22 protein-coding genes and 1 tRNA gene are annotated in these 22,506 nt (G+C 55.0%); 16 read left to right on the forward strand and 7 right to left on the reverse strand.

The features are described from left to right. The 11 genes from M0G74_RS17080 to M0G74_RS17130 form a co-directional block, all read left to right on the forward strand. Positions 1 to 91 (forward strand): IS3 family transposase (locus M0G74_RS17080; protein WP_248216187.1); only part of this gene is annotated, 91 nt, incomplete at its 5' end. A 43-nt stretch (positions 92 to 134) separates the two neighbouring features. Then, complete coding sequence (locus tag M0G74_RS17085) at positions 135 to 551, forward strand: hypothetical protein (protein ID WP_160151540.1); 417 nt, start codon at positions 135 to 137, stop codon at positions 549 to 551. A 543-nt stretch (positions 552 to 1,094) separates the two neighbouring features. After that, positions 1,095 to 1,883: a DUF4349 domain-containing protein gene (locus M0G74_RS17090; protein ID WP_248219893.1), complete on the forward strand. Its 789-nt coding sequence runs from the start codon at positions 1,095 to 1,097 to the stop codon at positions 1,881 to 1,883. Positions 1,884 to 1,945: 62 nt separating this feature from the next. Continuing rightward, a complete protein-coding gene (locus M0G74_RS17095; protein ID WP_248219895.1) occupies positions 1,946 to 2,476 on the forward strand; it encodes a hypothetical protein in 531 nt (176 codons plus the stop codon). A 149-nt stretch (positions 2,477 to 2,625) separates the two neighbouring features. Next, positions 2,626 to 3,177: a DUF3592 domain-containing protein gene (locus M0G74_RS17100; protein ID WP_248219896.1), complete on the forward strand. Its 552-nt coding sequence runs from the start codon at positions 2,626 to 2,628 to the stop codon at positions 3,175 to 3,177. 41 nt (positions 3,178 to 3,218) lie between these two features. Further along, positions 3,219 to 3,551 carry an excalibur calcium-binding domain-containing protein gene (locus tag M0G74_RS17105; RefSeq protein ID WP_248219898.1) on the forward strand — a complete coding sequence of 111 codons (333 nt, stop codon included), beginning with the start codon at positions 3,219 to 3,221 and terminating at the stop codon, positions 3,549 to 3,551. Between the two features lie 213 nt (positions 3,552 to 3,764). Then, positions 3,765 to 4,211, forward strand: coding sequence for a GNAT family N-acetyltransferase (locus M0G74_RS17110; protein ID WP_248219899.1), 447 nt, complete (start codon positions 3,765 to 3,767; stop codon positions 4,209 to 4,211). A 46-nt stretch (positions 4,212 to 4,257) separates the two neighbouring features. Next, positions 4,258 to 4,863 (forward strand): RNA methyltransferase, encoded by a 606-nt coding sequence (locus M0G74_RS17115; protein WP_248219902.1) that lies wholly within the window; start codon positions 4,258 to 4,260, stop codon positions 4,861 to 4,863. A gap of 53 nt (positions 4,864 to 4,916) precedes the next feature. Then, positions 4,917 to 5,831 carry a sialate O-acetylesterase gene (locus M0G74_RS17120; RefSeq protein ID WP_248219903.1) on the forward strand — a complete coding sequence of 305 codons (915 nt, stop codon included), beginning with the start codon at positions 4,917 to 4,919 and terminating at the stop codon, positions 5,829 to 5,831. 38 nt (positions 5,832 to 5,869) lie between these two features. After that, on the forward strand, positions 5,870 to 6,373 hold the full coding sequence (locus tag M0G74_RS17125; RefSeq protein WP_248219904.1) for a DUF3592 domain-containing protein: 504 nt from the start codon (positions 5,870 to 5,872) through the stop codon (positions 6,371 to 6,373). 209 nt (positions 6,374 to 6,582) lie between these two features. After that, positions 6,583 to 6,807: a DUF2061 domain-containing protein gene (locus M0G74_RS17130; RefSeq protein WP_248219906.1), complete on the forward strand. Its 225-nt coding sequence runs from the start codon at positions 6,583 to 6,585 to the stop codon at positions 6,805 to 6,807. A 142-nt stretch (positions 6,808 to 6,949) separates the two neighbouring features. Here M0G74_RS17130 and M0G74_RS17135 read toward each other — a convergent pair whose 3' ends face one another. From M0G74_RS17135 to M0G74_RS17145, 3 genes are all read right to left on the reverse strand, one after another. After that, entirely contained in the window at positions 6,950 to 7,519 is a 570-nt protein-coding gene (locus M0G74_RS17135; RefSeq protein ID WP_248219908.1) for an NAD(P)H-dependent oxidoreductase, read from the reverse strand. Positions 7,520 to 7,601: 82 nt separating this feature from the next. Then, complete coding sequence (locus tag M0G74_RS17140; protein ID WP_248219909.1) at positions 7,602 to 9,443, reverse strand: IlvD/Edd family dehydratase; 1,842 nt, start codon at positions 9,441 to 9,443, stop codon at positions 7,602 to 7,604. A gap of 258 nt (positions 9,444 to 9,701) precedes the next feature. Beyond that, positions 9,702 to 9,881: a hypothetical protein gene (locus tag M0G74_RS17145; protein WP_248219911.1), complete on the reverse strand. Its 180-nt coding sequence runs from the start codon at positions 9,879 to 9,881 to the stop codon at positions 9,702 to 9,704. Between the two features lie 657 nt (positions 9,882 to 10,538). Here M0G74_RS17145 and M0G74_RS17150 point away from each other — a divergent pair. After that, positions 10,539 to 11,231: a hypothetical protein gene (locus M0G74_RS17150; RefSeq protein ID WP_248219913.1), complete on the forward strand. Its 693-nt coding sequence runs from the start codon at positions 10,539 to 10,541 to the stop codon at positions 11,229 to 11,231. Continuing rightward, positions 11,221 to 11,856, forward strand: a complete 636-nt coding sequence (rrtA, locus tag M0G74_RS17155) for a rhombosortase (protein ID WP_248219915.1) — start codon at positions 11,221 to 11,223, stop codon at positions 11,854 to 11,856. Before M0G74_RS17150 ends, rrtA begins: the two co-directional genes overlap by 11 nt. On the opposite strand, the gene M0G74_RS17160 is transcribed toward rrtA, so the two are convergent. Continuing rightward, positions 11,842 to 15,078 carry a DEAD/DEAH box helicase gene (locus M0G74_RS17160; RefSeq protein WP_248219917.1) on the reverse strand — a complete coding sequence of 1,079 codons (3,237 nt, stop codon included), beginning with the start codon at positions 15,076 to 15,078 and terminating at the stop codon, positions 11,842 to 11,844. The genes rrtA and M0G74_RS17160 overlap by 15 nt on opposite strands. Before the next feature lie 141 nt (positions 15,079 to 15,219). Here M0G74_RS17160 and M0G74_RS17165 point away from each other — a divergent pair, with 141 nt between their 5' ends. Next, a complete protein-coding gene (locus M0G74_RS17165; RefSeq protein WP_248219918.1) occupies positions 15,220 to 16,023 on the forward strand; it encodes a DUF3298 and DUF4163 domain-containing protein in 804 nt (267 codons plus the stop codon). Beyond that, positions 16,010 to 17,248 (forward strand): MFS transporter, encoded by a 1,239-nt coding sequence (locus M0G74_RS17170; RefSeq protein ID WP_248219920.1) that lies wholly within the window; start codon positions 16,010 to 16,012, stop codon positions 17,246 to 17,248. Before M0G74_RS17165 ends, M0G74_RS17170 begins: the two co-directional genes overlap by 14 nt. 52 nt (positions 17,249 to 17,300) lie before the next feature. Here the strand turns inward: M0G74_RS17170 and M0G74_RS17175 are convergent, their stop codons facing one another. Further along, positions 17,301 to 17,651 carry a DUF2200 domain-containing protein gene (locus tag M0G74_RS17175; RefSeq protein WP_248219922.1) on the reverse strand — a complete coding sequence of 117 codons (351 nt, stop codon included), beginning with the start codon at positions 17,649 to 17,651 and terminating at the stop codon, positions 17,301 to 17,303. A gap of 156 nt (positions 17,652 to 17,807) precedes the next feature. Here M0G74_RS17175 and M0G74_RS17180 point away from each other — a divergent pair, with 156 nt between their 5' ends. Beyond that, entirely contained in the window at positions 17,808 to 20,153 is a 2,346-nt protein-coding gene (locus M0G74_RS17180; RefSeq protein WP_248219924.1) for an arylsulfatase, read from the forward strand. Positions 20,154 to 20,385: 232 nt separating this feature from the next. Here the strand turns inward: M0G74_RS17180 and M0G74_RS17185 are convergent. Next, positions 20,386 to 20,462 (reverse strand) — tRNA-Ile (locus tag M0G74_RS17185). A gap of 94 nt (positions 20,463 to 20,556) precedes the next feature. Then, the gene (locus tag M0G74_RS17190; protein WP_248219926.1) at positions 20,557 to 22,500 is read right to left on the reverse strand and encodes an autotransporter outer membrane beta-barrel domain-containing protein; all 1,944 of its coding nucleotides are present in this window, start codon (positions 22,498 to 22,500) and stop codon (positions 20,557 to 20,559) included. Between the last annotated feature and the right edge of the window lie 6 nt (positions 22,501 to 22,506).

Raw genomic sequence — 22,506 nt, forward strand, 5'->3', positions numbered from 1 at the left:
TGAGTACATCGAAGTGTTCTATAACCGAGTACGTAGGCACTCCGCTATTGGGCATCTCAGCCCAGCGGAATTTGAGCGCAAATGCGCGTAGTTAGGGTGTCTACTTATCGTGGGTAAGACCAAGTCACACCACAATGAAGAGCCTGCTGATATTAATACTATGCCTAGAAAGTTTTCCGGTGCTAGCAATAAACTTGGATCTTGATTATCAAGAGCCAGATGAAGCAATTATGCACTACATTGGCGGCCTTCGGTCTGGCGATTTACCGACCATTAAAGAGGTCTTGTTGCCACTCCCAGGAAAAGAGTTTCAATTTCATCTGCCTGGGCCAATATCAATTCATCATGTAGAGAAAACTGGCAAACGAGTATATACAGCAGAAATGGTTAAGGCTTGCAAAGCCACGCCAAAGCCCGAAGAGGGAGATGTAGAACTTGAGGTTAAGCAATACATGGGGCCACGTAATGACGCTTTTATGTATACCTACATACTGCGAAAAATAGAAAACAGCTGGTATATTTTGTCGGCTACGTCATGGGATCAACCTTGAAAGTTCTAACAAGTCAATCAGCTTCGCGCTTTCGCCCCCGGGCAGCTAAAAGCGTGGCTCCGTCACAACGCTGCCGGCTATTGAAGCGTTATGGCATGTGAGGTGGCATGATCTTTTTCGCTTGCTGGTCATTTGGATTATTATTAATTGCTTTCTGGTTTTACTTCCATGGGAAATTTTTAGGCCGCCTCAAGAGTGCTTACCCTCAGATTTATAGTGAGCTCGGTGAGCCACGAGCGTTTACAAAATATCCTGTATCTACGAGCTTTATCGTAAATGATTCGAGTCCAAATAAAGCTCTCACGAAGTACGCGGAGTTCATGTCGGGCAAGAAATGGAAGGAACTGCGTGATAGTGAGCTTGATAGGTATGTTCGCTACAGGAGGTTCACGCAGTGTGTCCTAGTGGCAGTATTTTTCGTGGCGTTCATGAGTGTTGAACCTTGGTCATAACAATGTCGGGGATAATAACCCAGGCCTTCGCCGCCTCCGTAAGGCGGCTTACTTTGTGTGGTGGGTAATATGACTTCAAGAAGAGTAACCAATGAATCTTAGATATTTGATCGCTTTATTAGCGTTTGCAGTTTTGGTGTCGGGTTGTAGTTCAAGTGAAGATGACTCCAGTGCGGAATTTTCCGATATTAGGATGGGTGCACAGCAGGAAGAGAAGAATAAATATCTAGCGTATACACATAGAATTTCAATTGATTTACCTGTCAATAAGGTGAAAGATCGATACGACGAGCTAGTTGAATGGTGTGTAGATGATAGAGAATTTAAATGCATGCTGTTAGATAGCAGTTTGTCTACGAGTAATTTTGTGCATGCAAAGATTCGTGTGAGGATTGTTCCTGAGGGCGTTGTCCCTTACCTCACAAAAGCATCTGATCAGGGATCTACTACGGAAAAATCAACTGAAGTTGAAGATCTGGCCGAATCGATTGTTGATAATCAAAAGCGATTAGAAATGCTAAGTGATTATCGGGATAAGCTGGAGGCGCTAAGTGAGCGATCCGATGGAGATGTTGAAGCGCTAGTAAAAATTGCATCTGAGCTGGCCAAGGTGCAGTCCGATCTTGAATATTCATTGGGGAAGAAAGCGCATTTGATGCAACGGGTTGAAATGGATGTCGTAAATTTAAACCTGTTTTCCAGGTCTCAAAAATCATTTTGGCGCCCAATTGGGGAGTCTATCTCTGAATTTGGAAGTAATCTTTCAGAGGGGATCTCTTCCGTAATAACTATTATCGCGTACCTTATCCCTTGGACAATTTTGCTAAGCATTATTGTGTTTGTAGCAAGAAAATTATGGGTTCGGCGTAAGAGGCTATAGAAGTAGCTACGGTTGATCTGGGCCTTTGGCCCTGCGCAGGGCACGCAAAGCGTTGTTTCGCCATGGATTTATTGCTGAAGGAGTCTTTGTTGGAAATCTTGTTAGTTCGACGAACGGGAGCGTTTAAATTACTGTCTGTGATGTTTTTTCTTTGCTTTGGAGTTCCAGAAATTCTTAAGGCAAATGAGATCAATGCATATCTATGTGTGTTCACGGTCATAGTGTTTTTTACGATTTTATTTCATTTTTCCTTTAATCATAAAGTTTTGGTGAAAGACCTTAGGGGTGATATTTTTATTTCCTTTAGTCCATTTCCTTTGTTAAAAACGAAAGTTGGAAATGTGAGGAATGCGCTCTTTATTGGTGTTCAAGAAGGAGGCTACTCGAGACTCTCTTCAATTAATGAGTATGGTGGTCGCGCAGCGTCAGGAGAAATGCGGTGGGTATATGTTGCATTTCGTGGGAATGTTAAGAAATACTTGGTTGGTTACTTCGATAGTGCATCGCGTCAAATGGCCAGTAGCACAGCAAAGGCATTAAGTGACTTCCTGAATATAAAGTATATAAAAGGCACTGAAGTCCGAAGGTCATAACGGGTTCAAGGAGTTTGCTGCGGTCCTTCGGGCCTCCGCCGGGGGTTCGGCGCCATACAAATTTTATGCAGACGCTACGCATCCAGTTTTACAAAAATGTGCATAGTAGTGGTCGCCCTTTTTATGAGTGTTATGTTTAAAACGAAAATATGAAATTTATTACCTGGCAGTTCAAATTTTTTGTATGTTGGTTTGGTATATTTTTTTCATGCACAGTGGTTGCAATGGCAACAGCGCATGAAGCTGCTATCGATGCGGTTCTGCTGTTACTGATCGTTTTGGGTCTTGTCATGTTGGCTACGACTGGAAGGGATGCTTTTCTTTCTGTGGCAAGTAAAGATTGGCCGAGGACTGAGTTCTCTGTATTGGATTCAGGAATCCAAATTCAATCCTCGACTGAAGGGGCAAGAGTCTTTTATAAGGCTTATTTCGAACTTGGATATAATGTAATTGGTCGTGAGTATCGCTTGTTGCATCATCATTTCAATGTCCCGGATCACGATAGTAGATCGGACGCAAATGCATATATAGAGGAAGTATATAATGGGAAGCACGGGAAACATGTCTACTATATGCCTGGTTCTCCTGAAAAAGCTTATGTGAGTCCCGGGTTGAAAATTAATCACATCCTGGCCATTTTTTTTGGTTTAGGATTTGTGGTTATACCAATGGCAATCATGCTTGGATATGTATCAGCATAAAAGGTTTTTTTATTCTCCCATTAGAGTTTTGAGTGTTAATAATGAAAAAGATAGTAATTTTCGGCCTGTTGGCCTTCGCTGGCTGGAAGCTGTACCAAGATAAATTCGCTGGTCATGGCGTTCGCTGGGGAGACTACGAGGTAGAAAGTGTTGGTCATTCTGTTGATGGCATAGAAACAATCAAACTTTCTCCATCCAAAGAGCCAGTGAAATCTAGCCAGGCTTCCTATCAAAGATTTAAATGTGATGGCCGGCAGCATTGTAGCCAAATGACATCCAGAGAAGAGGCGGTTTTCTTTATAAGAAACTGTCCCAATACAAAAATGGATGGAGACAATGATGGAATTCCCTGTGAGAACGACTCCAGGTTCTGAGTCCGCCAGCTCTAATAGTCATAGGTGGCGTACCGACACAGAAAGAAAGTTTCATCAAGTAACAAAGTGCTTCGAGGCATGATCTGACAGTGAAGGGTTTAACATCGTCACCTGTGATGGTCTCGCTTGATTAGTAGCCGTAGGAAATGAATCTGGGATTATTTACCAATTTGTGGCGGTGAATGGGCAGGTGTAAATTGAATTTCTCAAGGAATGATAGTGATTGAACAAGTATCAGAAGAGAATCTGAAAGAGGTTTTGCCTCTGATTCGTGCCTATCAGGAGTTCTACAAGGTATCGGATATCTGCGATGAGAAGAATTTTGAATTCTTCTTGCAGTTCTGTAGAAACCCCTCCACAGGAAGCCAGTTCTTGTACCGGAAGGATGGGTGGGTAGTTGGATTTTCCACCGTGTATTTTACCTTTGCTTCTTCAATTATCTCGAAAGTATCAATATTGAATGACCTCTACACGGTGCCGGAGAGTCGCGGTAACGGTGTAGGGCGGAAGTTGATCGAGCATTGCCGGGGCTTCGCAGAAAGGCATGGTGCGGCAAGGCTGCAGTGGGTTACTGCACCAGAAAACGAGGCCGCACAGAAGCTCTATGATTCCATGAAAACCAGCAAGAGTTCCTGGTATTTCTATACCTATCGCAGTTAACCCGGCAATGGTGCTATTGCGGCTATCGAATAAGTGTGACACCAATATGGATGATCAAAAATCTGACGTTCGAAAAAAGGCAGACGAAATAAAGCCCTATCGCTGCAAGAACCTGATTGCCGTTCTCGAATGCCCGATGGATGTCAAGAATATCGGTACCGTCATTCGTAACGTCAACGCGCTGGGTGTGGAAAAGACCTATATCGTAGATCCGAGAAATGCGCTGCCGGACGACTGGGAGGAGATGCGAGAGCGGAAGTCTCTGTCCAAGACCTCGGTTTCCGCGATCAAGTGGAGCTTTGTCAAAAGATTCGACAGTACCGAGCACTGTCTGGAGCACCTGGCCAAAAACAGGTTCACGTCCATTGTGACCTCGCCACACGTCAAGGGAAAACAGAACTTCATCCTGCACAAGGCGGATTACACCCATCCGAAACTGGCGGTGTGGTTTGGCAATGAATCCCGTGGTATCAGTGACCTGGCGGTGGAGAACAGTGCGTTCTGTGTGTCTATTCCCATGTTCGGGATGATAGAGAGCCTGAACCTTGGCACCACCACGGGTATCGTGCTTTACGAAATCACCAAACAGCGGCGTGAGTATCAGGAAAGATACAAGCGAGCCAACCGTGGACCAAATAATCATATTGAATAGTCCCTGCGCCGCCTTTCGTTGGCCTCATTCTGTTTCACTTCTGGAGTAATACAGTGAAAATCACCAATCTAAGTCTTCTATTCTTTTTGTCGCTGCTGGCAGCTTCTCCGCTGCAGGCAAAAACCTATCAGGTGTACTTTCTCGGTGGCCAGTCCAACATGGTGGGCTTCGGATTTAACCGGGACTTACCGGAAGTACTGCAAAGCCCCATTTCCAAGGTCCGTATTTTCAATGGTGCGCCGCGGATGGACGAGGCAGCAGATGGTGGCAATGGCCACTGGGCAGCGCTGCAGCCGGGTTTTGGTCTGAATTCTGACTACCAGAGTGGCAAGTACGTCTTTTCCGATAGGTTCGGCCCTGAAGTAAGCTTCGGTCACACAATCCAGCAACTCGCGCCGGACGAGAATGTCGCCCTCATCAAGTATGCCTGGGGTGGCAGCGCGTTGGTCGATGGGGCCTCCGGCTTTGGCTCCTGGGACCCGAATGTTTCCAAGGTGAACCAGTACGATTACTTTCTGAATACGGTTAGCCAGGCACTTGGCACTGCGGATATTGATGGGGACGGGGAGGAAGATACGCTTGTCCCCGCGGGTATCCTGTGGATGCAGGGGGAGGCGGATGCCTTCGACAATGAACGAGCGGCAGTACAGTATCTGGATAACCTCAATTTGCAGGTAAAGCTGATGCGCGCTGCGCTGCACAACAATGCGCTGCCGGTTGTGATCGGCCGGATTACCGATTCGAAACACGGCCAGGCGCAGACAGTGATGCAGTTTTCCGAGTCGGTGCGCAACGCCCAGAAGGCATTTACCGAGATCGACCGGTGTGCCGCGCTCTCAACGGCGACCGAAGATTTTGCGTACGCCGATGGGGACGACTGGCACTATCGCTCTGAGGGCTATATCGCACTGGGCCGTGACTTTGCGGAGAAGCTGCACGCTCTTAAAACCCAGTGCACCAGAGGTTGATACCAATGCGCGTTGAATAGCGCTTTTACAGGTGATCCATGACCGTCAATTATTTCTCCATAGTAAACGGCGCCGGGCTTTTTCTTGCGGCGGCAGCGTTCATCTACTTCTGTTTGGTGTTCCGAAGGAACAATTGGTCTGCGGCTAAGGCGAAAGTCGAACGCAGTGGGGTAGACCGGGAGGTGGACACGGGCTTTGTCTTGACCGGAAGCGACTATGCCCCGGTCAAGAAAATCACTTCGGTCAGCTACACCCCACAGTTGCGTTATCGCTACAGCGTTGCGGGGCGTGAGTATTTGGGGGCGAAGTTGTTCTCGGTCAATCTGCTCCCGATTTCGACATCTGACCTGCTACCCATTATCGATGGATCAACGGTGCCGGTTTTCTACAACCCAAATAAGCCTGAGCGGTCATATCTGGTGGCAGCGTCATACCGTTGGCCTGTTGGGGCCTTGGTGGCAGGGGTTTTACTGGCGCAATTCAATGAGAGTCAGTACTCACAGCTGCTGAAGGCTCTCGGTAGCCTGCTAACGGCAATCTAAGCGGTGGAACTGCCGTGTTATCTACAGGGCTTTTGAAGTGGGGCGGACTAACCGGGCGCGCTTCATGCTATTGGTCATATCTATCAGGGCGAGAAGCATAAGCAATTTTTACAAATAGGAATTATTCTCAATAATAAGCATAGTGTTCTGGTGGTTTTTTGAACAACCATTGAGTTGTCGAACAGCGCTTAGCGCAAGAGGGTGATTCCATGAAGCAGCAAGCCATGACCAAAACCTGTAGTTTCGCCGCTGTCCATATGGCCGTCGCGTTTGCGGTGGGTTATGTGATGACTGGTGATATCTGGGTCGGAAGTGCGCTGGCGCTGGTGGAACCGGCCTGTAATACCGTGGCGTTTTACTTCCATGAAAAGTGGTGGAACCGGAGCAAGTCCGGGCAATCCGATTCCGCTGACATTCAAGCCGCCGCAGCCTGATCTGGGGCTGTCTGCCTGGTCATATTTCCTGTCGTCGCCGGCTACCGCAGAATTGATACGCGGTAGTCGGCGTTATTCCGTATCTGGCTGATACCCGCTAACCGGTGTTTCCTCAACCGGTATTCCCTCAACCAGTGTTTTCTCAAAAGTCCTCGGGCGCCAGTCGCCGCGTCCATTTCGCCAGGGCCTCCACCAGATCTCCGATAAACTTCCGCGTATCCGCATCGGTCAACTGGCCGCTCTCATCAAATTTCTTGTGCGCAAAGCTGATCATCACTTCCGGCTTATTCACGAAGTGGGCGTTCAGGTAGATCAAAATCCGGCGCAGGTCGTACTGGGCGCGAGCACCGCCGAAGGCGCTCATGCTGGCGCTCATCACTGCGACCGGCTTGTCCGCAAACGGCTGCGGCTCCACGCGCGAGAGCCAGTCGATGGTGTTTTTGAGTACCCCGGAAACCGAGTAGTTGTACTCCGGAGTGGAAAACAGAATGGCGTCCGCTTCCAGTATCTGCTGCTGCAGGGTTTCTACCGCCTCCGGCACTCCCATATCCCGTAGGTCCTGGTCGTACAGGGGGATGCCGGACAGCTTGGCAAAAGTGAACTCCGCAGTGCCACCGGCAATGTCGGCGGCGACCTGCAGGGCGGCGCTGTTAAAGGAGCTTTTGCGCAGGCTGCCGGAGATGGCGAGAACTTTGAAGGGCGCTGATGTCACGGCTGTTTTCCTCGGGGCTTACTGGTGAACCAAGTGAACCCCAAAGATAGCAGCCGGACGCGTCCGTCACGGTTTGATTGTATTAATGCGAGTGGCGCCCGACCGGGTGCGCATCGAGAATCCGCACAAACTGTTCGTCGGTCTCCATTACCGCCCCGGTATCCAGCTGGCTCACGGTCTTGCGATAGATTTCCTGCCAGGGCGTCTGGTTGGCCAAGGCGGGCGTCTTTCGTTGCTGCTGCCGCTCTGCCAGGGCTTCGTCGGACAGCAACACATCAACCCGGTGATTAGCGAGGTCCACGCGAATCCGGTCGCCGGTCTCCAACAGGGCAATACCGCCACCGGTGGCCGCCTCGGGGGAGATGTGCAGGATCGAGGGGCTGCCGGAGGTGCCGCTCTGGCGGCCGTCGCCCATGGTGGGGAGGCAGTTGATACCCTGTTTGACCAGCCGCTTGGGCGGCAACATGTTGACCACTTCCGCGGAGCCTGGGTAACCCACCGGGCCCACATTGCGGATCACCAGAATACAGTGCTCGTCGATATCCAGGGCCGGGTCGTCAATACGCGCGCGGTAGTCCTCGGGGCCTTCGAAGACGATGGCGCGGGCGGTGAAGCAGTCCGGGTGCGCGGGATCCTGCAGGTATTTTTGGCGGAATCCCGGATTGATGACGGACTTCTTCATCAGCGCCGAGTCGAAGAAATTGCCACGCATGATGGCGAAGCCGGCTTTTTCCATTAACGGTTTGTCCGTCGGGAAAATCACGTCGCGATTGCGTACCTGGAAGCTGCGGCAGTTATGGGCCAGGCTCTGGCCGGTGACGGTGTTCTGCTCGCCGTCGATGAGGCCGTCGGCGATCAGCTGATTCAACAGGGCGGGGACGCCACCCGCGCGGTAGAACTCTTCCCCCAGGTATTTCCCCGCGGGCATACAGTTGACCAGCAAGGGAATATTTTCGCCGTAGTCTTGCCAGTCATCCATGCTCAGTTCCACGTCTTTCAGCCCTCGGGCCAGCGCCAGCAGGTGCACTACCGCATTGGTGGAGCCGCCCAGTGCGCTGCAGGCGACCACCGCATTGAGGAAGGACTGCCGGGTGAGAATGTCCGACGGTTTCAGGTCTGCAACGGCCATTTCCACGATGCGCCGCCCGGTGTGGTAGCCCATTTGTGCGCGCTCTTTGTAGGGGGCCGGAATCGCGGCGCAGCCGGGCAGGGACATGCCGAGTACTTCCGCTAGTGCGTTCATGGAAAGCGCTGTGCCCATGGTGTTGCAGTGGCCGACACTGGGCACGGATTCTGCCGAGGCATCCATAAAGCCGGCGTAGTCCAGCTCACCCTTTGCGAGCCGTTCGCGGTTTTGCCAGATGGCGGTGCCGGAGCCGACACGCTCTTCGTGCTCCTGCGGTTCGGGTTTGTCGCTATCTCCCTCGCAACTGACCGGCCGCCAGCCATTCAGCATGGGGCCGCCGGAATAGACGATGGCGGGGATATCCAGCTGCAAGGCGGCCATCAGGGTGGCCGGCGTGGTTTTGTCGCAGCCGGTGGTCAGCACCACGGCGTCTACCGGGTAGCCGTGTAGGATTTCGATCAGCCCCAGGGTGGCAAGATTGCGATCCAGTGCGGCGGTGGGGCGGCGCCCCTGTTCGAAGATCGGGTGGACCGGAAATTCCATGGGAATACCGCCGGCATCCCGGATGCCGTCTTTTACCCGCTGCGCCAGCTCCTTGTGGTGGCGATTGCAGGGGGTCAGGTCGCTGCCGGTTTGGGCGATACCAATAATCGGTTTACCGGACTGCAGCTCTTCCCGGGTAAGACCGAAGTTGAAGTAACGCTCCAGGTAGAGGGCTGTGTGATCCGCATGGGCCTTGTCGTCGAACCAGAGTGCGCTGCGGAAGGGGCGAGAAGGTTTTCGGGTGGTATCTGTCATGGTCGCATGGTCTATGGCGCGGTGTTAGCAGTTGTTCTTATTGTGAAGCGGTTGTCGCCTGCGATATTTGTTTTTCACGCAGGTTATCAAGCGAACACGCTTATGCTCAATCGGCTTAATACGGTCGTATTGGCGCTCGCTACCTGTTGTGACGGATCACGGATGGAAAAAATCCCCGACACAGCGGGGATAAGTTTAACCACACCCGGTCACGGATGACCGGGAGAGATCGAGTAATATCCTTGTCGATTTCGGTAATTAGTTATTACCGAGCACAAAACAGCGTTCCAATTCTTTCGGGTATCGCAAACTTAGATTGTTGACGCTTTTGCCGATCTTGGCCTGCGGGTTTTGCTGGGCTTGCTCGGCTTTATGTGGTGTGGCGAGCAGATTGGGTTTGGCTGAGCCTTGAGCTGATAGTGGCAATTGCGTATTCACGGTGGCGACCTCTACTACTTATACGCTTCTGTTCTATCCTTGTGACTTTTGTTCGCTGTTGCGGCCGCACCCTGAGGGCGGTGCAAATTGCCATAAATCGACAAGGTTACTGGGTTAACTGTAGTGTAAAAGTTGCCGAACTAGCGGTACCGAATGGTGTTTGCGCGTAAATCCAGCCACTGGTGAGACTCGGCGCAAATTCCGGTTTTGAATCTGCCCGCAGGCCGGATATGTCCATGGGATTTGGCTTCACAAAAGGTCTATCATAGACTTATTTGATTAGATCTAAAGGTTTATTTAATTTTAGCTATTTCTGTGGTGGGAATATCCTGCAATTGTTCTCAATAACTAGTGCGGGAGAGAATCTATGAAAACTTTAACGACAGCTTTATTTTTAGAAACCTCGGCAGCTGAAACAGAGTGCAACTACAGCGATAACTATTACGGTGACCAGGTATGTGTGCTGAAAAAGTCGTGACCGAACTGGTGACGAGAGTCGTTTTGGGTGCACTGCAGTCCCGCTTTGGCGAGCGGGGTCGCGCGGAGTCCAGTGGCCCGTAACAGGTCGATTTTTAGGGTTGCTAGCAATAGCCGGCAGCGTTAGATTCCGGGGCTGTAAAGGCTGCCAGGGCAGCCAGTATGACCGGGTATCCAGATATGAAATTCCGCAAGCTCCATTTTCCCATTCTCGCGGCGATAAGCGTTTTTGTGGCCGCCTGCTCCGGCCCAGAGTCTCCGCAGGATGTGACCAAAGCATTCTGGCAGGCCGCAGTAGAGGGGCATGCCGCAGATGTTGCCGAGTTTTCTACCCTTCAGGGGCCCGAGCGATTCGATGACGATTTTGCGGGCTGGGCCGGATATCAGCCTTCCTGGGGACGGGTGATCATCGATAGCGATGAGGCCAGCGTGGTTTCCCGTTTCTCCAGTAAAGAGTACCCGCAATACAAGGCGCGCTCCTTTACCACCTACCTGATCCAGCGGGATGGCGAGTGGCTGGTGGATTACGAGCGCACTATCAGTAGCGCCCGTGGCGACGCCTTCGGTGACCTGCTGCGCCAGTTTGACCAGCTGGGTAAAAGCCTGTCGGAACAGTTTGATCGGTCCGCGGAGCAGGCTGGTGATCAGATGGACCTGATGCTTGAGCAGCTGGGGCGGGAAATGGAGAAAGCCCAAGGCCAGATGAACGAGCAGGCAACAGAGGCTGTGGAAAATTTTTCCGAAGAGCTGCGCAAGGCACTGGAGGAAATGGATAAGTCACTGCAACGCGCGCTGGAAGAAGAGCAGGAAGCGCCAGCAGACGCGAAGCAGTTCCACTCCACCGCACTGAGAAATTCTTTGTATGCCGGGTGAGGCCCCTTCATTGACGGGGGGTTATTGCGAAAGACTGCGTCTCCCTGCTGGCTCGGGCGGCCCGCTGGCGTTGCTGCTGCTCTGCGGAACCCTGCAGTTTTTGCAAGCCTTCTTCCCTGATGTGTTTTTATATGAACGTACCGCTATCGCAAGTGGACAATGGTGGCGCCTGCTGAGCGGACACCTTGTGCACACTAATATGGCGCACTTGTTGTTGAACATGGTCGGAGTATTTGCGCTTTGGCTGCTATTCGGTCGCAGCGCACTTCTCGGTAGCGGCCATTCTGCGGTGAAGTATCTCGGGCTGGTGGCCCTGCTGTCGCTGATGATCAGCCTCGGGCTCTGGCTGTACTTCCCTGCGGTGGATAATTACTACGGACTGTCTGGTGCGTTGCACGGCGTTTTCTGTTTCGGTGCAATCGGTGAGTTGTATCAGCGCCGCTGGTCGGGGGTGTTACTGCTCGCGGGGTGTGCGGGTAAGCTTACCTGGGAGTGGTTTGTTGGGCCCAGCGCGTCGACGGGTGCGTTAATCCAGGCAGAAGTAGCTGTACCCAGTCATCTTCTGGGCGCTATTTGCGGCTCGGTGATTGCCGCGCTACTGTGGGGTATTTCAACGTTGAAGTAGCGCCAGCAAATCCTCTTTACTGGCCGGAAGCTCCTTGGTCCTTGTCGCATCAAACAGCGCGTCTGCAAGCGCCTGCTTCTGTTTCTGCATTTGCTGAATACGTTCTTCCACCGTATTTTCTGCCACCAGCTTGTACACAAATACCGGTTTGTCCTGACCGATGCGGTGGGCGCGGTCGGTGGCCTGGTTTTCCACGGCGGGGTTCCACCAGGGGTCCATATGGATCACCACATCCGCCGCGGTCAGGTTGAGGCCCGCGCCGCCCGCCTTGAGGCTGATCAGGAATACCCGCACATCACCATTCTGGAAGCTGTCGATGGCCTGCTGGCGCTTGCGGGTCTGGCCGGTGAGTTTACTGTAATCGATGTATTGCGCGTTCAGTTGCTCTTCGACCAGTTTCAGTACCTGGGTGAACTGGGAGAAGATCAGGATGTTGCGGCCTTCTTCCAGTAACTGCGGCAGGTTTTCTTGCAGCCAATTGAGTTTGGCGCTCTCGTGAATTCCAGCGGCCTTTTCCAGTTTGACCAGGCGCGGGTCAATACAGGTCTGGCGCAGTTTCAGCAGGGCATCGAGAAATTCGATATGGCTTTTGCCCATGCCCTGGCGCTCCACCAGATCGCGGATACGCTTTTCCATGCTGATGCGCACACTTTCGTAGAGTGCGCGCTGTTTTGAGCCCAGTTCCACATACTGAATGGATTCGGTTTTCGGTGGCAGTTCGGCGACCACTTCGGATTTGGTTCGCCGCAACATAAACGGGCGCACTTTCTGTGCGAGCTCCCGCTGGCGCTCGTGATTGCCGTGTCCTTCGATCGGTGTGCGGTATGCCTGTTGAAAACTTTTGCGACCACCGAGCAAGCCCGGCAGGGCGAAGTCCATCAGCGACCAGAGTTCGCCCAAGTGATTTTCCAGCGGCGTACCCGACAGGCACAGACGGGTATCGCTGTGGATCAGGCGCACACACTCAGCGATTTTGGTGGTGGGGTTTTTGATGGCCTGGGCTTCGTCCAGAGCCAGCAGGCTAAAGGCGCGATTTCGATAGCGAGCCTGATCCCGCGCCAGCAGTGGATAAGTGGTGATGACCAGGTCGCTGTCTTTGATCTGGTCGAAGGCACTATCCCGTGCTGGCCCGTGAATCAGGGTAGTTTTCAGTTGCGGGGTGAACTGCGCGGCCTCGCGCACCCAGTTGCCGGTCAGGCTGGTGGGAGCCACTACCATTGCGGGTTTGGTGAGTGCGCCGGTTTCCTTCATGTATTGAACCAGTGCCAGGGTCTGCAGGGTTTTACCCAGCCCCATGTCGTCGGCGAGTATGCCGCCGAAACCGTACTGCTGTAAAAACACCAGCCAGTTGAGCCCGTCCTGCTGATAAGGGCGCAGGGTGGCATTGAGGTGTTTCGGTTTGGGCACTATCTGCAGGCCAGAAAAATCCTGTAGCGTCTCCATCAGCTTTTGGGTGATGGGTGCGTGGCGTTGATCGAGGCCTTCAATCCCGGAGAATTGTGCGGCTTGAAACGCGGGCAGGCGTACTGGCCGGCCGAGTGCTTTTTCTTTGAGTAAATCCAGCAGCAGGCCGCGGATGCTCTGCAGGGGTTTTGTGTCTACGCTGATCCAGTCGCCGTCGGCGATAATACTCAGCTGATCTGGAGCATCCTGTTCCAGCCACTGCTCGATCAGGTCGACAATGGGCCACTGCTGGCCATTGGGCAGTGTCAGATCCAGCCCCAGCTCAAACCAGTTTCCGCTGATGTCAGTGCTATCGGTCAATTCCATCGCAATTTTTGCGCGGGAGATATCAAATCGATAGCTGGGATCGGTCTCAACGATCCAGCCCTGCTTCTGCCACTCGGGTATTTGATTCCGCAGCAGTGCGCTCCAGCGTTCAAAAATTTTCTCGGGCTTGGTGGCATCCAGTACCCACACCTCTTTCTGGCCACCGAGGTTTTCCGGGATCAGATATAAGCCCTGGTCGTAAATCTGGTCGTTGCACTGGTGCTCCCGCAACATGTCGCGTATTACCTGCAGATATTCGCCATCGCTTTCCCGGATGACTTCCAGGCCTTCAAATTCGCTGCTGTACGAGGGCGACAGTATCAGCCCTGCGTAATTGAAGTGGAGTTTCAGCGCCGGGAGTTTGTAGTGGTCGAAGTCGCAACCTACCAGGGTGATACGGGGGGTGAATTCACTGGTCTGGGTAAGCTTTGGTTCTACCGGCAGTGGCAACTGGGAAATGGGAATCTGCCGGCGCAGTTGCGCCGCCATAAGCCCGAACTCTTTTTCGGGTACCGGTGGCATCTCCATTAGATGGATCAATTGGCCTGTGGGCAGTGGTGTAGTGATGTCCCCGATGCAGATATTTTCTGTATCCAGATAACAGGGCGGTACCACCGGAATCAGTCGCCACTGGCTGGCGCTATTCATTCCCTCAAGAACCGGCTCCAGTTGCTGGTTGCCGCTCTCATCGGGCTTCCATTGCCACTGCAATCTGCGCGCCGGTGCTCGCTGGATCACGCTGTCGTCAAAATAGAAACGGTTGCTCTCGAGCAAGTAGGTGAGGGCGCGACGGCCCTGTTCCCCGATCAATCCGAGGCGACCGGCGGCATTGATCCGGGGCAGCAGTTCCAGAATGGTGACATCTTCATCCAACAGGTGGCTGGGGCGATTCCAGCTCAGGTACTTGGTGTCCTGATTAAAATAGCGGATCTGGCTCCAGCTACCGTCCTTTTTGAGGTAGCCCTTTTTCGTGGAAAGCTGCAGAAGGCCCTGAGTGTTTTCTTCCAGCACGTACAGCAGGTAATGATGGCCGTATTCCAGAGGCCCGGAGCCTTCGCGAGGAGCCTGTGGCAGATCATTCAGCCAGTCCAGCCACGCCGGGTTGGCAGGTATCGGGGAATTTGGTGTTGATGGTGCGCCACTGACAGGCCCGTCGCCGGCGGATTCCTGCTCGCGCATTTCCTGTTCAAGGATCTCCAGTGCCACTGCGACGGCATGTTTGCAGTTCAGTGATACGGGGCAGGAGCAAAGGCCGACCAGACGCGATCGCTCGACGCCCAGTTCCACCCGGTACACGTAGCGCGCCGAACCCTTGACCCGGCCGCGGTATACCTCGGCATCTTCATCCCAATAGGCTTCCTGCACCCGGCCGCGCAGGAAGTAATCTTCCCCGCGCGCAAAGCTGCGCTCGTTGGCCATCTGGTGAATGTTTTTGAGGGCAAACGTTCTCAATCGAAGCTCCGGTGTAAGCAGTATTCTGGCCAGCCACAGTCGTCGAACCGTCCACTCTAACAGGTTCATCGCGCTTGCGAGAGAGGGGGAGGCTACTTATGCTCGAGGCTGTAAACACTTTCAAATCGGAATGGAGAACCTATGTTGATGACACGGTTGCGCGCGAATCTCGTATTGCCGCTGGCGATAATGTTCCTGCTCACTCTGGTCGGCTGCGGACAGGAAAGGAACACGGTGTCCGCGGAACTCGAGTCGCAAGTGGAGACTCTGGAGCTGCGCTCACCAAATTGCGCATCACCGGATGCCTGTGCCTCTGTCACCATTCGGAGGCTGGTGTTTTCCGATCGCCCGGCACTGAACGACGCGATTTATGCGCAGTTGCTGGAACAGCTGCAGGGCAACGGTGAATCCGACAGTGCGCCCCTCAACTCCCTGGAAAAGGTCGCACAGAAATTCCTCGAGGATGCCGACGCGGTAACAGTTGCTTCGGCGGCGTCTTGGCAGTTGAACGGGGATGCCAAGCTGCTCGCGCACCACGGCAACCTGCTGACGGTGGCCATCAACAGCTACCTGTACACCGGCGGCGCCCACGGTATGCCGGTCAGCCACTGGCTGAACTGGGATCTCTCCCGGGAGAGCGCCGTCGCTCTTGGGGATGTCATCGTCGCAGGGCAGGAGCAGGCCTTCTGGACGTTGGCTGAAGAGGCCCATCAACAGTGGTTGGATGCACAACAGGTCGACGGTGATTTTCGCCACAACTGGCCCTTTACCCACAGCGAGGATTTCCGACTCACGGAAGCCGGCCTGGTGCTACGGTACGGCGTGTATACTCTCGGCCCCTATTCCATGGGGGAGGTTGAATTGACCCTGCCGCGGGACAAACTGGCGGGTGTGATTCGCGAACCCTACCTCTCGGCCACAGGAAGTTCTGGTGACGGAAACTAGTCTGCAGGGCAGCGCCCCCCTGGCACTCAGTGCGCACGAACAGCGCAGTAATGTCTGGCGCCTGGCCATAGCCCAGGCGCTGGCAGGGGCCAACTCGGTGGTGGTCTATGCCACCGGAGCCATTGTTGGCAATACCCTGGCGCCCTCACCGGTACTGGCTACCCTGCCGCTCTCCATCTTTGTTGTGGGTATGGCGCTGTGTATTTTGCCGATGGGTGCCATTGCCGGCCGTCATGGCCGCAGCACCGCATTCCTTACCGGTGCTGGTACCGGCGTGCTGTCTGGCCTGTTGGCCATGTATGCGACGTTTTTGGGTGGCGTGGAAGGTTTCTGGCTGTTCTGCCTGTCGACCTTTTTTGGCGGCGCCTACGCGGCGGTTGTACTGACTTTTCGCTTTGCCGCGGCGGATGGGGTTGCGCCCGGCCGCAAGGCGCAGGCGCTTTCCATGGTGATGGCCGGTGGTGTTGCCGCCGGAGTCGTCGGCCCGCAACTGGTGACCTGGACCATGGACCTTTGGCCCAGGTACCTGTTTATCGTCACCTTTTTCGCGCAGGCAGTGGTGGCCCTGCTGGCGGCGTTTATCCTGATTGGCGTGCGTCTGCCGAAACCTCCGGTCGAGCCGGCGAGCGGTGGTCGCTCACTGGGCGCGATTGCCCGACAGCCGCGCTTTATTGCTGCGGCTACCTGCGGCGCCATCTCCTACACGCTGATGAACTTCCTGATGACCGCCGCCCCCCTGGCCATGCATATGCACGGGCACTCCACCGAGTCATCCAATCTCGGGCTACAGTGGCACGTGATCGCCATGTTCGGGCCGAGTTTCTTTACCGGAAAATGGATTGCGCGCTTTGGTGCGGAGCGAGTAATGATGGTGGGATTGCTGCTGATCGGCATTTCCGCCGCGGTGGGCCTGATGGGCGTGCAGGTGATGCACTTCTGGTGGACACTGATCCTGCTGGGGCTGGGGTGGAACTTCGGCTTTCTCGGCGCATCGGCGCTGGTGCTTGAGTGTCATACCGATGCCGAGAAAACCCGCGTGCAGTCCCTCAACGATTTCATCGTATTCGGGCTGATGGCCCTGGGCTCGTTTTTCTCCGGCGGTATTCTCAGCGCCTATGGCTGGAGCGCGGTGCTGTGGGTGTCCTTCGCACCGTTGGCGATCACCGTCTTTGCACTCGCGGTATTGATCCTGCGGAAAAACGCCGAGAGCATTCAGCCCGTTTGACGCTACAGTGGGCGTGTTCAATGGGTGTGTACAGTGGCGCCGAGCAAGTGCGCTACTGTCGCAGAATTTTCTCCATCGCCTTTCCCTTCGCCAGCTCGTCAATGAGCTTGTCCAGATAGCGGATTTTCTGCATCAGTGGATCTTCGACCTCCTCCACGCGCACGCCGCACACCACACCTTTGATCAGTGCCGTACCGGGATTCATTGCCGGTGCTTCGGCAAAGAAGGTCCTGAAGTCATTTTCCCGAGCAATCTGTCGTTGTAGCCCAGTGTGATCGTATCCGGTCAACCAGAAGATGATTTCGTCCACTTCTTCCTTGCTACGGTTTTTTCGCTCCGCTTTCTGTACATACAGGGGATAGACCCTGGCAAACGGCATCGAAAATATCTTGTGCTCGGGCATGTTCGCGTCTCCGTTTTCAATGGCGGGATTTTTCTGAACTGACGACGGTCGCGTACAGCCATTTGCGCCTGATTGCGTCGAAGGCTGTGCGTCATTGCTATACCTATTCATTGATATATCTGGTCAGTGACATAGTGGACCTAGAGGGAAGATCCGATGACTCGATTGCTAGTGGCTATTTTAATTGGTGCCGCGACATTCGTTGCGCTCAACGCCCATGTCCGCGCTGAGACGCCGGAAGTACTGCCGCGCCCGGATTTCCATTTCAAGGGTAAGGTCGGCAAGACCTACAAGGATTCGGATCCACCCGAGTTCCCGCAGCCAGTGCAGGCGCCAAAGGGCGCGCCAAACGTGGTGTTGATCATGCTCGACGACACCGGCTTCGGCCAGTATTCGACGTTCGGCGGCGGCATTCCCTCGCCGACCCTCGACAAGCTCGCGTCCGAGGGCCTGAAGTACAACCGCTTCCACACCACCGCGCTGTGCAGCCCCACGCGGGCGGCACTGATCACCGGCCGCAACCACCACTCCGCCGCCACCGGCGTCATCACCGAAGCCGCCACCGGCTACGACGGCTACACCAGTATCATTCCGCGCAGCGCCGGCAGTATCGCCGAGGTGCTGCGCCAGAACGGTTATATGACTGCGTGGATCGGCAAGAACCACAACACGCCAGCGTGGGAGACCAGTCTGGTGGGTCCTTTTGACCGCTGGGCCAATGGCCTAGGTTTCGACTATTTCTATGGCTTCAACGCCGGCGACATGAACCACTGGGATCCGTTCCTGTACGAAAACCGCAACCTGGTGCCGCGCAGCAAAGATCCCGATTACCACCTCACCGAAGATATCGCCGACCGCGCCATCGACTGGGTGCGCCGCAGCACCAGTATCGCACCGGACAAACCCTTCTTCCTGTATGTGGCGCCCGGTGCCAATCACTCCCCACACCACGCGCCCAAGGCGTGGATCGACAAATTCAAGGGACAGTTTGATCAGGGCTGGGACGCCTACCGCGAAGCCACGCTGGCGCGCCAGCTCAAAGCGGGCGTGGTGCCCAAAGGCACCAAGCTCACCGCGCGCAGTGAGGGCTTGCCCGCCTGGGACAGCCTTAACGCCGACCAGAAGCGGCTCTACGCACGCATGATGGAAGTCTTCGCCGGTTATGCCGCCCACGTCGACCATCATATGGGACGGGTCATCGATGCGGTGAAGAAGACGCCAAATGCCGACAACACCATTTTCATCTACATCGTCGGTGACAACGGTGCCAGCGCCGAGGGCGGCCTGGACGGCAGCCTCAACGAAAATCTGTTCTTCAACGGTTTCCCGGAGAAGTGGCAGGAAAACATCAAACACATCGATGAACTCGGTGGGCCCAAGTGGTTCAACCACTTCCCCAGTGCCTGGGCCCACGCAATGTCCACCCCCTTCCAGTGGACCAAGCAGGTGGCCAGCCATTTCGGCGGCACGCGCAATCCGATGATCATCTCGTGGCCGGAGCAGATCAAAGATCAAGGTGGCCTGCGCAGCCAGTTCCTCCATGTGATCGATATTGTGCCGACGCTGTATGAGGCCATCGGCGTGACGCCGCCAAAAATATTGAACGGCATCGAGCAGAAACCGCTGGAGGGCTTCAGCTTCCTGCAGACCTTCAAGAACAAGAATGCCCCGGAAACCCACAAGACTCAGTACTTCGAACTGCTGGTGAACCGCGGCATGTACCACGATGGCTGGATGGCCTCTAGCCGCAGCTTCGTGCCCTGGGAACCCACTCGCGGCGACTTCGATCCGTTCGCTGCCAAATGGGAGCTGTACAACATCAATGAGGATTTCTCCCAGGCCGTAGACCTCGCGGAAAAGCACCCGGACAAGGTGAAGGAGCTGGAAGCCATATTCTGGAAAGAGGCGGAAAAATACAGCGTGCTGCCGCTGGACTGGCGCGCCACCGTGCGTCTGAACGCGGAGCTGCAGGGGCGGCCGAGCCTCGCCGGCAAGCGCAGCCAGTATGTGTATTACCCCGGTCAGGTCGCACTGCCCGACGGCGCCTCGCCGCCAGTGCTGAATAAATCCTTTTCCGTCACCATGGATCTCGATATTCCCGAGAATGGTGCCGAGGGCATGATCTTCACCCACGGCGGTCTCACCGGCGGCTATGGCATCTATCTGCGCGACGGCAAGGCGCACTTCGTCTACAACATGCTGGCCGTCGAGCGTTACACCGTTTCCAGTGATGTTTTGCCAAAGGGCCGTGTGAAACTGGTGGCGGATGTCGCGTACCAGGGCGGGAAAGACGAGCGCGGTAAACCGGCCAAGGTCACGCTCTCGGTCGACGGCAAAAAGGTGGGTGAGGGCAATCTGCCGAAAACCATACCGCTGCAGTTCTCCCTCGGTGAAGGGGTGGATGTGGGAACCGACACCGGCTCCGCGATCGACTTCACGTACAACCTGCCGTTTGATTTCACCGGCAAGATTGAAAAGGTTACGGTGGACTTGAAGAAATAATGCCCGCGATGGGAATTCAGTAAATATACGGTGCGGGCTGACGTGCGCAGGCGCTTTGGCCCGCAGAACACACGCCCAAATTAGTGTGGGGCGCGAAGCTACATAGAGCAGGGAAATCGGGCAGGGAAAATGGTGGGCCTTCCGAGACTTGAACCCAGGACCTGCCCGGTTTTCGGGTAGAGAGGTGAGTCGGCATCCGACGGGTTCAGAGTGTGAAGCTTTGGGATAGAGATGGTGGGCCTTCCGGGACTTGAACCCAGGACCTGCCGATTATGAGTCGGATGCTCTAACCAACTGAGCTAAAGGCCCCCACAGAAAGGTGCTTGCGGCAGTGCGCGAGCGGGTTGGCAAAGTACTCGATTTTCCCCGCTAAATCAACGCTTTGAGGTTCGGGCTGTGGGGTTTACCAGGCCCAGTTGAATCCCAGACTGGCGCTGCCACCGGACCAGTTGAGGTCATCCAGGGAGCGCTGGTAGCCGAGGTTGAAAAACGCGCTGCCATACTTGCTCTGCAATAGCACGGCACCGCCGCCGAATTCTCCCCAGGTGGCTTGGCGCTCAAGATCGGTCTGCAGGTTGCCGTCGAAGAGTAACTGGTCGTTGCCACCCAGGGTGTGCCAGACATTACCGAAGAGATAGACGCGCAGGTTGCCGTCTAACCAGGCGGTGTCGGTGTTGTAGCCTCTGAGCCCCACACGAAAGTTGGCTTCCGGGGTCATGTCGGGTTCTACCCAGGATATGCCGTCGTTAAACGCACTGAGGTTGCTGTAGTTGGCGATGACCTGCAGCTGTGGTTCCAGGTTGAAGTGTTCGGCGGCCTGCCAGGTGAAGCCCTTTTCCACGGACAGGGTCAGCTGCGGGCCGCTGATGGTGTCACCGATTCCCCGGGACGAGCGGCTTTCCAGTGTGAGGTGGGCGACTTTGGCGGTGAAGTCGAAATAGCCCATGTCCGGGCGGTAGTCGTTGAAGTAGAAACCGATGTGGTGACTGGTGAGCTGATTCTGGCCCGCGCTGTAGTCGCTATAGCCGCGGGCGAAACCGCTGACATCACCGCTGGCGCGGGTACTGCCGACGAACAGCCCGGTTTCGCGGGCGCCGCCCGTGCAGGTGGGGCCTGACCAGAGATTGGTGCCGAGCTGAATACCGGTGATGCTGCCATCGAAGCGGTTGTCGATGTCGCCGCTCCAGTTGTAGTCGGTGCTCATATGGTGGACACGCAGCCAGTCGTCATTGATGCCGTCAAACCAGCTGCGCTGCTCACCCCGGCGTTTGTGGTAGCTGCCTATCTCTTGTAAGGAGCTGAGGCGGGCGAGGGATTTGGCCTGGGCGTAAAGCGGGATTTCGGGGCGGTAAAGGGTTATGGGGGCTGCCCCCGATTCCGGTGCGGCCGCAATAATCCCTTCAGAGGGAGAGAGAGAGGCTTGGGCGTCTGACGCTACTGAAGCATCATCAGCCACGCTACTGAAGCGGATACTGGACTGGGTGTCAGCTGGCTGTGTAACCGGCGTACTACTGGGCTGGAGGTTGGATCGCAGGTACCAATTGTTGGCGTCCTCGGGATCCTGGCTGCCGCGGAACAGGAAGTATTCATAGGGGCCGGCGGACACTGAGCCGTCCATAAAAAAAGCGCTGTTTGTGGTGCTGCCGCCGTCGCGGGCTTCCACTACCAGGATGCCGTTATCGGTATCGGCTCCGTTGCCCGTGAGGCGGTTGAATAGCAGTTGTGTGCTGCCGCTGGCACGCCCGCCGCTGATGATCAGGCGGTCGGCGAGGCTGTCATCACCGCCCGCAACCATATCCATGAGAATACTGCCACTGCCGATATAGTCGCCTCGAATCAGCAGGCTGTTGGCGGTGTTGTCGCCACTCATGTTGATCACGCCGTGATTGATCACAGAGAGAGGCTGGCCACTACCGGGCAATATACCGGCGCTGAAGTACGGCAGCAGCAGCCGGCTGCTGGAATCGATTTCCAGGAGCCCCGGCAGGGCATCGCTGCCGCCAAGTACCAGGCTGGAATCCAGTGTGAGATCGGCGGAGTGTTCGAGCGAGATGGTCTCCCAGTGCTGTAGTCTCGATGGGTTACTCAGCGAGACTCCCTGGATGCTCAGGCGGTCATTGCCCGCGCCACCGTCGATCCGTTGACCGCTGTCGATATTGGCGCGGTTGTCGCTGTTCAGGGTGTAGTGGTTGTCTTCACTGCCAAACAGTACCTGCCCATAGCCGGTGGCTGGGGCCAGAAAAACCGGCAGGGCGACGATGAGAGCTGGAAGTGTGGGGCCAAATGCGGTGATACGCAGAGCGGGGGCGCCGGCGTTAAACGCACTAGCCGCGCGGGGGTACGACATAGTTCC

Origin of the sequence: Microbulbifer sp. CAU 1566 (genome assembly GCF_023156515.1) — a bacterium.
Lineage (GTDB): Bacteria > Pseudomonadota > Gammaproteobacteria > Pseudomonadales > Cellvibrionaceae > Microbulbifer.